This is a genomic window from Rhodospirillum rubrum ATCC 11170 (assembly GCF_000013085.1).
In the GTDB taxonomy this organism is placed as follows: domain Bacteria; phylum Pseudomonadota; class Alphaproteobacteria; order Rhodospirillales; family Rhodospirillaceae; genus Rhodospirillum; species Rhodospirillum rubrum.
The window spans coordinates 915001-926380 of record NC_007643.1 but is presented as its reverse complement, the minus strand read 5'-3'; the positions used below and the strand labels follow the sequence as shown (position 1 = coordinate 926380).

The 11380-nt window shown below is 59.8% G+C and carries 4 protein-coding genes, 1 tRNA gene and 2 rRNA genes (1 of these 7 cut by a window edge); 3 read left to right on the top strand and 4 right to left on the bottom strand.

What is annotated here, in order from left to right:
• The first annotated feature begins 146 nt into the window (after positions 1–146).
• The 3 genes from RRU_RS04060 to RRU_RS04050 are packed head-to-tail and all read left to right on the top strand — an operon-like array spanning position 147 to position 4288.
• Positions 147–1463, top strand: a complete 1317-nt coding sequence (locus RRU_RS04060; protein WP_011388532.1) for an O-acetylhomoserine aminocarboxypropyltransferase/cysteine synthase family protein — start codon at positions 147–149, stop codon at positions 1461–1463.
• Positions 1464–1493: 30 nt separating this feature from the next.
• A complete protein-coding gene (locus tag RRU_RS04055; protein ID WP_011388531.1) occupies positions 1494–2957 on the top strand; it encodes a nitrogenase component 1 in 1464 nt (487 codons plus the stop codon).
• Between the two features lie 5 nt (positions 2958–2962).
• A complete protein-coding gene (locus RRU_RS04050) occupies positions 2963–4288 on the top strand; it encodes a nitrogenase component 1 (RefSeq protein ID WP_011388530.1) in 1326 nt (441 codons plus the stop codon).
• 232 nt (positions 4289–4520) lie between these two features.
• Here RRU_RS04050 and RRU_RS04045 read toward each other — a convergent pair whose 3' ends face one another.
• From RRU_RS04045 to RRU_RS04030, 4 genes are all read right to left on the bottom strand, one after another.
• The gene (locus tag RRU_RS04045; protein WP_014626020.1) at positions 4521–8843 is read right to left on the bottom strand and encodes a hypothetical protein; all 4323 of its coding nucleotides are present in this window, start codon (positions 8841–8843) and stop codon (positions 4521–4523) included.
• 738 nt (positions 8844–9581) lie between these two features.
• Positions 9582–9658: transfer RNA gene (locus tag RRU_RS04040), tRNA-Met, on the bottom strand.
• Positions 9659–9753: 95 nt separating this feature from the next.
• Positions 9754–9868 (bottom strand): 5S ribosomal RNA (rrf, locus tag RRU_RS04035).
• Positions 9869–9995: 127 nt separating this feature from the next.
• Positions 9996–11380 (bottom strand): 23S ribosomal RNA (locus RRU_RS04030) (it continues 1357 nt past the right edge of the window).

Genomic DNA, 11380 nt, shown 5'->3' with positions numbered 1-11380 from the left:
AATCTAAACATCAGAGTACGGTTTTATTTTTATTGGTTTCTTTAAATATAACTAAACAAAAATTCTATTTTTTCTACATGGAAATCCTGGCGAAAACCTCCTCCCATAGGGTGATGTTCTGCCCACCCGTCACCGGAGGATTGACCATGACCGTTGATGTCGCCCCGCCGAAGGCCGCCCAATACCATCAGGACACCCTGGCCCTTCATGGCGGGTCGTATCGGGCCGACCCAACCACCGGGGCGGTGGCGGTGCCGATCTATCAAACGACCTCTTATCAGGTTCACGACACCGCCCACGCGGCGCGGTTGGCCGGGCTGGAGGAGATCGGCTTCGCCTATACCCGTATCGGCAATCCAACCCAGGACGCCTTTGAACAAAGGCTGGCCGCCCTGGAAGGCGGGGTGGCGGCCCTGGCCCTGGCCTCGGGTCAAGCGGCCTCGGCGATCGCTGTGCTGACCCTGGCCCAGGCCGGCGATAATATCGTCACCTCGACCGATCTTTACGGCGGCACCTGGAATTTGTTCGCCAATACCCTGCGCACGCTGGGGATCGAGGCGCGCTTCGTCGATCCGGCCGATCCCGAGGCCTTCCGCCGCGCCACCGACGCGCGGACCCGCCTCTACTATGGCGAGACCCTGCCCAATCCGAAGCTGACGGTTTTCCCGATCGCCGAGGTCGCCGCCATCGGCCGCTCGCTTGGCGTGCCGCTGATCATCGATAATACGGCGACGCCGCTGATCGCCCGGCCCTTCGACCATGGGGCGGCGGTGGTCGTCTATTCCACCACCAAATACATCGGCGGCCATGGCACCACCATCGGCGGGGCGATCATCGATGGCGGCACCTTCCCCTGGGCCGACCACGCCGAGCGCCATGCCCTGCTGACCGGCCCCGAGCCCAGCTATCACAATGCCAGCTGGACCGATCTGGCCGCCCCCTTCGGCCCGCTCGCCTATATCCTGCGCGCCCGCGCCGGGGTATTGCGCGATCTTGGCGCCAGCATCGCCCCGGTCAGCGCCTTCAACCTGATCCAGGGGCTGGAAACCCTGCCGCTGCGTCTGGCCCGCCATAACGCCAACGCCATCAAGGTCGCCGATTATCTGGCCAGCCATCCCAAGGTCAGCTCGGTAACCTTTCCCGGGTTGCAAAGCGGCGAGGCCCGGCGGCGGGCCGATGCCTATCTCAAGGGCGGCTATGGCGGGCTGATCGGCTTTGAGTTGGCCGGTGGCGAGGAAGCCGGGCGGCGGTTCATCGAAGCCCTGCGGCTGTTCTACCACGTCTTCAATATCGGCGACGCCCGCTCGCTGGCGATCCATCCGGCGACCACCACCCATTCCCAGCTCTCGCCCGAAGACCAGCGCGCCACCGGCGTCACCCCGGGCTTCGTGCGGCTGTCGATCGGCATCGAGCATCCCGACGACATCATCGGCGACATCGCCCAAGCCTTGGATCTGGTTTGATTTTCTTTCCGCTTTAAGGAGGCGTCCCTGGTGACAAAGATCGAAAAGCCGCTCCAGCCGGTCGAAATCCGCGAACGACGGCTGGGCTCGATCACCGGCTATAGCGGCACCGCCGGCGATCTGGTCGCCCGCTCGCGCGACGGCTCGCTCGCCAACCGCGAGCGCAGCTTCCAGCAGGCCAGCATGTGCGCGGGGCTCTGCGCCACGCTCAATCTGACGCTGATCGAAGACGCGGTGGTGATCAACCACGCCCCGGTCGGCTGCGCCGGCGATTTCGCCCAGCTCAACCGCTGCCGGCGGCGCGGCCAGGGCAAGCGCGCCATGGAGGTGACCAACGCCCGCCTGCTGTCGACCGCCCTGACCGAACACGACACCATTTTCGGCGGGGCGCAAAAGCTGGCCGAGACCATCGATCAGGCGGTGGCGCGCTATCACCCGCGCGCCATCTTCGTCACCGCCTCCTGCGCCTCGGGCATCGTCGGCGAGGATATCGACAGCGTGGTCACCGAGGCCGAGGAGCGCCATGCCATTCCGGTGGTCGCCATTGATTGCGTCGGCTTCCGCACCCAGGTTTGGGCCACCGGCTTCGACATGGCCTATGACGCGCTGTTGCGCAAGATCGTCAAACCGGCCGTCACCAAGCGCCCCGAGGTGGTCAATATCGTCTGCTTCAGCGGCAAGAAGGCCTATTTTTCCGAACTGCTGGAGCCCTTGGGTCTGGTCGCCAACCCGATCGTTCAGTTCCTGACCGTCGCCGAGATCGAAACGCTGTCGGAAGCCGGGGCGACGGCCCATATGTGCCCGACGCTGGGCACCTGGCTCGGCGCCGGGTTGGAACGGCGCTTCGGCGTGCCCGAGGTCAAAGCCCCGCCGCCCTATGGACTGGCCGGCACCGACCACTGGCTGCGCGCCCTGGCCGCGCTCACCGGGCGGAGCGATCGGGTCGAGGCCTATATCGCCGCCGAACGCGCCGCCATCGCCCCCGACTTGGCCGACTTGCGCGCCCAACTGGCTGGACGCACCGCCTTCGTCGCCGCCGGATCGGCCCAGGGCCATAGCTTCATGACCGTGCTGCGCGACCTGGGGATCGACGTCATCGGCGGCTGCGCCCTGCACCATGATCCGGTGCTTGATCATGGCCATCAGGAGGAAGACACCCTGGCCCATGCCACCCGCGACAAGGCCGAGGTGCCCTATGGGGTGTGCAACAAGCAATCCTTCGAGCTGATCAATCTCGTCGGCAAGCTCAAGCCCGATATCTTGCTGATCCGCCATCCCGGGCTTGTCGTCTGGGGGGCCAAGCTTGGCATCCCGACGCTGTATGTCGAAGACGAGCACGCCGGCATCGGCTATCGCGGCCTGATCCGCTATGGCCGCAAGATCGCCGATTGGATCGCCAACCCGGTTCTCGAACGCACCCTGGCCCGGCGCTCCCCCCTGCCCTTCACGCCGTGGTGGCTCGATCAGTCGCCCTATCAATTCCTGGAGTCTTAAAGACCGTGACCGCTCTCGTCGAACAGCCCCGCCAGTTGTGCGCGCTTGGTGGCCAGCAATCGGTCTGCGCCATCGAACGCGCCATTCCCATCGTCCATGCCGGCCCCGGCTGCGCCATCAAGCTCCATTGCGGCCTGTCGGAAGCCAATGGCTATCAGGGCTCGGGCTATAGCGGCGGCGCCGCCGTCGTCAGCACCAACAGCGGAGAACGCGAGGTGGTGTTTGGCGGCGAGGAGTCCTTGCGCAAGGTGATCGCGGGCGCGCTAAAGGTGATGGACGGCGATCTGTTCGTCGTGCTCACCGGCTGCACCAGCGAACTGATCGGTGACGACAGCGCGCGCGTGGTCGCCGAATTCCGCGCCAAGGGCGCTCCCATCGTCCATGCCGCCACCGGCGGCTTCCGCGGCTCCAATCTTCTTGGTCATGACACCGTGGCCAAGGCGATCATCGATCAACTGCTTGACCCCGCGCCGCAGACCGTGCCGGGTCTGGTCAATGTCTGGGCCAGCGTGCCCTATCAAGATCCGTTCTGGCGCGGCAATCTCCAAGCCATCCGCGCCCTGCTCGCCAGCCTGGGCCTGACGGTCAATATCCTGTTTGGGCCGGGATCGGGCGGTCTGGCGGCCTGGAAGCAGATCCCGGCGGCGCAGTTTAATCTGGTCTTGTCGTCCTGGACCGGACTGGCGCCGGCCCAGGCCCTGGAAAAGCGCTTCGGCACGCCCTGGTTGCATTATCCGGTGCTGCCGATCGGCGCCCTGGAAACCGGCCGCTTCCTGCGCGCCGTCGCCGCTTTCGCCGGCCTTGCCCCGGCCAGGGCGGAAACCGTCATCGCCGCTCAGGAAACGATCTATTACGATCATTACCAGCGGCTGGCCGAATTTCTGCTGGAAGCGCGCTGCGATCTGCCCGCGCGCTTCGTCACCGTGACCGACAGCTTTCAGGGATTGGGCATCGCCCGGCTGCTGACCAACGAATTCGGCATCCTGCCCGGCCCGCAATTCGTGACCGACACCCCGCCCGAGGCCCTGCGCCCGGCGATCATCGAGGGGTACGCCAGCCTTGCCGACAAGATCGGCGCCTCGGTGCACTTCACCGAGGATGGCGAGGTCATTCGCCAGACCCTGCGCGCCGCCCATCACCGCTTCGGAGCGCCGATGGTCTTTGGCAGCGCCTGGGACCGCGAGATCACCCAGGATTTGGGCGGCCTGCATCTCAGCGTCGCCGCCCCGGCCTCGGACCGTTTCGTGCTGGGCTGCAGCTATGTCGGCTACGACGGCGCCCTACGGCTGTTGGAAGACGCCATCACCCACAAACTCCAGCAAGCAGCCTGATCCCCCCAGCGCCCCCGCATCGGGCGGCCGGCGCTGTGCGGTCGCCCGGTGTGGGGCCAGGGGTGATGCGGGTGATGACCTCGTCGAGAGAGGCGACAAGCGTAAATTTAATATTTAATATAGAATAACTGTTTTATTTCAATCTATGATACCAACCGGAAATTACGAGAGTAAGGTCGGCTCAAAATACAGCAGACGGCTAAAAGTGATCATAAAAGGCTCATTACTGTATCTAACGCCAGGGCCATTGAATGTGCGTCGTGATCTTGGTGCCGCAGAAGTACTCCTTCGATGCCTTTGCCCTTTCATCGGTCGCCGCACATAGCTCTTCCCACGACAGCATCCAGTGGACCCGCCACAGTTCCGGAAGATCCCCCCAGACCTTGTCAACTCTGCGGCTTGCCCACACAAGCGCACGCCGATCGGCGCAGCGAAGGAACAGCCGGTAGTACCCAAACGCCCGATCACGGTCGCGTTCAGTCAAAAAAGCTTCTAACCAGTGCTGCGCCCATCCATTTTGGCAGTAAAGGCGCTGAGCTTCGTCGTAAACATCGGCCAACCAGCCCGGTCCGGGTGGAACCGCTAGTGTGGTTGCCCAGAGATTTTCTGCGCCTGGGGTGGCGTTGAGCAACCCGGCCAACCATAAGCCCCTTGCTATCGACCCGGCCGATGGTCCAGCGAGTTCGCGCTGAATGCGTTCAATCAGCCAGATTTCTCGATCACTCTTAATAACTACGGCGGCGATCTGTCCAAAATCCTCATCCGTCTTGGCGGCGTCGCAGACGTGATGGCGAAGTTCGCTCACCAGCTCGGAGTCCGGCGCTTCAAAAGGAAGAAATTTGTATGCACTGGATTTAAAAATTCCGCTCTCATTCTCCTTTCTCATTGACTGCCATAGAGCTGCTCCATCGTCTGGTCTGTAGCGAAAAAGAGCTCTACACAGATCAATATAGAGGAAATCACCGCATAACAAACGGAAGCGCACCCTGCTTGTTCCATGGATGATTGGTCGAAGCCAATTGATTACCTTTTCACCTTGCCGCTCGACCAACCTATCAATCGGCTCGCGGAGGATAAAGTGGCGTTGTGGATAAACCTTTGACGGTGATTGGCCAAACAGGTCGTCATGGATCATCCGTTTTACAACTTCGGCGAACGCGTCGAGATCATCTTCGGTTGCACCATCGCGGATCGCCAGATATCCCCAGGCCTGAGGATCGATCCGACTACGGAGCACATCAGCCGGAAGATGGCTGGCCGCCTTGATCAGTGCGAGTGAACCATCGATCGCCTCTTCCCTATTCATTCCCTCGGTGTGAAGCCACCCGCTGTCGGCGACCGCTACGGCCAATTCCGGTTGATTAGAATTCGCAGCAACCTCAAGTGCAAGTTGGCGCACCTTATCGTCCTTGTGGCGAAACAACGGCGCCAGCGTGGGATATCCGCGCGGTAGGGCATCAAGCGAAACATGGCTGAGATACCAGAGCCAGCCCCGCAACTGACGCACAGGCGCGTCTGGAAACAAGTATTCGGCCACTCTGTCGAAGTCTGCCTCCGTTGGTTGGTTCAAGACGACCGCGTGCTTCCGATCGAAGTTCGAGCCATAGGAGCATTCACAAAAAAATGCAATCTGTTGCTGCGCTGTTTTTCCCGCCAACGCCGCCAGTTGCAGCTCGCTGCCGACGCCTTCCCCATCCTCGTCATTGGCAAGTGAGGATCTTACCACCTCCGACACCTGGGCGCATGCCGACGTATCGAGCAAGAACAGATTAGCCGAGGTTTTGTCAGCGAGTTTCTTTAGGCCCTCTTGATCTCGACCACCCACGCATTCGAACGTGCGGCGTACCAGCGCTCCAAGAGCCTCTGGCGCCCAACGTGCGAGTGCCGCCTCGGCCTGCTCTAGCGCGATATCCTGATCCGTTTGACCGAATATCGCCCAGAGCTGGCTGGCGTCGGTTGCGTCGACCAAGGCCGCTAGTGCAGCGGCATCCTGGTCGGACAATTCGCACTCGGGATTCGTTGCGTGCGGAGAGAGATCGCCCGCCGCCCATAGAGTGGTTTCTCTGCTTCGGCATCGTTCCTGATTCCAACGTAGAAAGCCTCCGTCATCAACAGTAACCGTGCTGGACCTCTCCCGACGCTTAGACACCTCCCGTGTCAGTGCTTTGGCGCGACTGGCGGCATGGGGTGTCGCAAACGCGGCCAGGAGCCGCCAGGCTGCATCCTTAGCGACATGATTGTTGAAGGCTAGCAGTTGGTCGGCTTCTCGCTGGACGGCCGCGTTCACAGCCGCGTCCCCATCTCGGCCCGCCAGTCGCAAAACCCACTCCACCTGTTCGGCCTGGGGTCGTCCGTTCATAATCGAGCGGCTCACCGCCCACGGCGTCAGTGCCGGAACAATCAACGCACAAGGAAGGTAGGAGAGGATTCCGATCACCCGGCAGGCTAACCAAGACACATCGCCGTCAATGCCGCTTCGAATCGGGATTGATGAACCGAAAGAACCCAGCGTAGCCCCCCTCATGGCCGCATCCCACGAGATGCGACGGTCCCGTGTGCGGGCACATCGCTCGGCGACACCGTCCGCCGCCGGGTCGTAACCTATGACCATTTTTTCAATGGGGTCGCCCCAGTGGGTTCCCAACCAAGTTGAGCACCACACCAGAATCCGCTCATGTACCCGCGGCCATCTTTCCGCCGCACTGGCGAAGCCTTTGATTAAGATCTCATCGAGATGGAAACCACTGTGCCGGTGTAGCCATTCATCTTCTGCGAGGGCGAAAAAGACAGATATGTCTTGGGTCAGTAGGCGGTAGAATGCTGCAAAATCTACTTGTCTAAAATTCTGTCGCCGGCACCAAGCCTCAAGCAGTATCCGCCGCAGCGATGTCGAGCAGGCGGAATCGTGCAGTGCGATGGTTACAGCGGCACGCAGAAAATCTACCGCCAGATCTTGCCCCTTCAAAGGTTCAAAGAATTGGGCGATCTGATCGTTCAAACCGGCTGGGGGAACGTCACGTAGATGATCGACAAGGCCCAGCGCCAAAGCGAATGGTACGAGATCTTTATTTAGGCGAAAGCGGTTAGCTTTGCCATGAATTGGTGACATCCATAGACCGGCAACGATTTCACTGACGGTGGCGTCGAGGACATCACGTGGTCGATCACTGTCGGCGCTGAGAGTATCTGTGATGTTCCGGCGTGTGATCGACAGGTCGAGATCGGCTCCGCTCAAAAGCCGCGCATGAAGTTGTCGTCCGACACCCGCGATGTATTCGCGAAAGGCGATGTCGTCTACCAGTTTCATTCCCTTACGATCCATCCGATCACTCCAGTCTAAGTAGATCAGACGTTCCCGTGTGATATCGCCACTATCTGCCATCGCTACGTGGTGGCGAATAGCCAACGTGCTCAACCTGGGAATCTTCATCAAGGGAATCAGCTCTGGCGCGAACATATCCCTGGTCATTCCATGGAGTTCGAGGAGATTATTCAATTCCTCATCGCTAAACCCTACAACATCACACTTTTGGGGTGGGGGCTGGACTCTACCAACGCTGTGTTTGACCTGTTCCCAATGATCCGGGCGGTCGGTTATTATGATCGCCGCTTTTCCGCGCCAGGGCTCTGCCGCAAAACGGGCCAGAATTTCGTCCCATTTGGTAAAGGACCAATGTTCATTCAAACCATCGATTACCAGAAGGAAGCGCGGAGTCGTGGTGTGCGCCTTTAACCACAAACCGACTCTCCGTTTCCAGAACACGTCATCCCGGAGGCCTGTCCGCCGAGCTAGCAAGCTGGCCACCAAGCCCTCAATGTCGGCTTCACCAATCTCAGTGGCTGGTACCACAAGAGGCAGAGGCAACCCGCTCCCATCGCTTCCGGCGCGCTCATGCCACCATGCGAACGGTGCCCATGATTTACCAACCCCTTCTTCGCCGACCATTGCGAAAGGCGCTTTTCCGGGATCTGCCCACCATTCATCCAAGGCCCCCACCAACCATGGCCGTGGCACAAGGCGAACTTCAGAATCGAGGAGGTTGGCCCACCCTTTTAGGTCCGCCAAAGCGAGATTGCGATTGGAAAAGGTTCGCCGCAGCCAATCGGCCATTGCGAAGCGCGCGCTACTCCACCCCATGTCGGGCCGTATCAGTTCTTGGATCAGGCGCTCCTTCGCGCACTCAAACTGCGGATGCGATTGCATCTGATCTAGACAAGAATTTATGGCTTCACGCTGCGCGGGTTCAATCAGATCTAACAGAGCCTCCGGAACCAAAGCACATAGCACTGCCAACTGCGGCGCAATGGTGGCAGAATCCGGCCAGTCGATAGTAGCGACCCCGATACCTTTGGTGCTACCGAATGCGATCAGCGCGTCTCGGTCGTTGGCATTGATCTCTCGCGTTGCCCCAAAGACCATAATATCAAGGTCGGGTCGCCGTTCTACCGCCTCCCCAATCTTATACTTGAGTTCATCGAGCCTAATCCTCGTGGGACCATAGCGCTTCGCCTCGATGGCGATGGTCGGCCCGTCATCATAGGGGGCGCTCGCCATATCACTGCCGCCTTGCGCGCCACCTCCCTTCGCAAGGCTAAGTCGCCGGCCGATGAGTTTCGCGACCGAGTCGCGCAAAAGTCCTTCGAACCCGTTCTCGCCAGCGGCCGGAAGTTTGGAAAGGCAGTCCCGCAAATGTGAAAGTGGATCGGTTCGTCGAGGCATTGGGTGGCGCTCAAGTGGATGGGTGATAATATTGCCATCTTTCAGGCGGAGTGTGATCGGTATATTTCTAATCTTAAGCTTTCACATCCGCTCAGAAATCACCTGATATGAGCATATCACGTGTAATACCAAGCTGCGTTGATCGGAACCGATCAGCGGAGGTCCTCAGCGGCAAGTGGGGCGCTTCTGCGCCACGAGGCGCGCGGCCCCTTGGGCCTAACCAGACTGCATGAGTTTCACTCAATGCAGTCTGGTATAAACTCGTCGATCAACCATGGCGCATCATGACAATCGGACGACGCAAATGGGCCCGTCGGTCATAATCAATGCAGGTTGGTATCAGTGGGTTGTTTCAGCCCACTGACAGGCCCCACAGGGCTGTGTATCAAAGATACGCTGATCCGTCTCAAAGCCCGCTTGGCCGCTACTGGTTGCCTTGACCTGGGTTCACCTGGGCAAAGGCACGGTCTTTGGCCTGGGGCAGCCGCTAATAGAAGCCCTATAGGGCGCAGGCGGTCTATAGTCATGCGAAAAAGGCGTCAGCTTTTCAGCCAACGCCTTTTTCGTATTGTCTGGTTGCGGGGGCAGGATTTGAACCTGCGGCCTTCAGGTTATGAGCCTGACGAGCTACCGGGCTGCTCCACCCCGCGATAAAGGGAGACGGGCCGTTTGAGCTGACATTGTATGAGGGATTTTCTGAACCTGCTGTGGTGTTTTGTTGTGCCCTTTAGGGGTCGTTTGGAAGGCCTGGCGGCGACCTACTCTCCCACGCCTTAAGACGCAGTACCATTGGCGCAGGGCTCTTTCACGGCCGAGTTCGGGATGGGATCGGGTGTTTCGAGCCCGCAATGACCACCAGGCCATCGAAACGGCCCCTTTGGGGTACGGGTAATGTGTTGTGTATTGGTTCGTTCTGGCGTTGGGTTCTTCGAAGATTTGCTGAAGGTGCGCATTGGGCCCAAAGTCTGGGCTGACCGCTGCGCGTGGTCAATCAAGCCGATCGGACGATTAGTACCGGTTAGCTTCACGCATTACTGCGCTTCCACACCCGGCCTATCAACGTGGTGGTCTTCCACGGTCCTGATAGGGATACCTGGTTTTGAGGGAGGCTTCCCGCTTAGATGCTTTCAGCGGTTATCCCGTCCATACTTAGCTACCCAGCGGTGCCACTGGCGTGACAACTGGTACACCAGAGGTATGTCCATCCCGGTCCTCTCGTACTAGGGACAGCTCCTCTCAAGTATCCTACACCCACGGTAGATAGGGACCGAACTGTCTCACGACGTTCTAAACCCAGCTCACGTACCACTTTAATCGGCGAACAGCCGAACCCTTGGGACCTGCTCCAGCCCCAGGATGTGATGAGCCGACATCGAGGTGCCAAACACTGCCGTCGATGTGGACTCTTGGGCAGTATCAGCCTGTTATCCCCAGAGTACCTTTTATCCGTTGAGCGATGGCCCTTCCACGCGGGACCACCGGATCACTATGACCGTCTTTCGACTCTGCTCGAACTGTCGCTCTCGCAGTCAGGCGGGCTTTTGCCATTGCACTCATCAGCCGATTTCCGACCGGCCTGAGCCCACCATCGCGCGCCTCCGTTACTCTTTGGGAGGCGACCGCCCCAGTCAAACTACCCACCACGCAGGGTCCCGGACCCGGATCACGGGCCGCGGTTAGACATCAGGAGACGGAAGGGCGGTATTTCAAGGGTGGCTCCACACAAGCTGGCGCCTATGCTTCAAAGCCTCCCGCCTATCCTACACATCCATCGCCTAATGCCACTGCGAAGTTGTAGTAAAGGTTCATGGGGTCTTTCCGTCTGGCCGTGGGAACTCCGCATCTTCACGGAGAATTCAATTTCGCTGAGTTGGTGTTGGAGACAGCGGGGAAGTCGTTACGCCATTCGTGCAGGTCGGAACTTACCCGACAAGGAATTTCGCTACCTTAGGACCGTTATAGTTACGGCCGCCGTTTACCGGGGCTTCGATTCAAAGCTTGCACCTCTCCTCTTAACCTTCCGGCACCGGGCAGGCGTCAGACCCTATACGTCGTCTTGCGACTTCGCAGAGCCCTGTGTTTTTAGTAAACAGTCGCCACCCCCTGGTCTGTGCCCCCCCATGATGGTTGCCCACCACGAGGGCCCCCTTCTCCCGAAGTTACGGGGGCAATTTGCCTAGTTCCTTCAACACCATTCTCTCAAGCGCCTTGGTATACTCTACCAGCCCACCTGTGTCGGTTTGGGGTACGGTTCATACGTGAGGTTATTTCCCGGCCTTTCCTGCCTGCCCCTCCAATCCGATAAGGAGGAACAACGTCCGAAAGGCGTCACATCTCACGAGTTCAGGAATATTAACCTGATTCCCATCGTC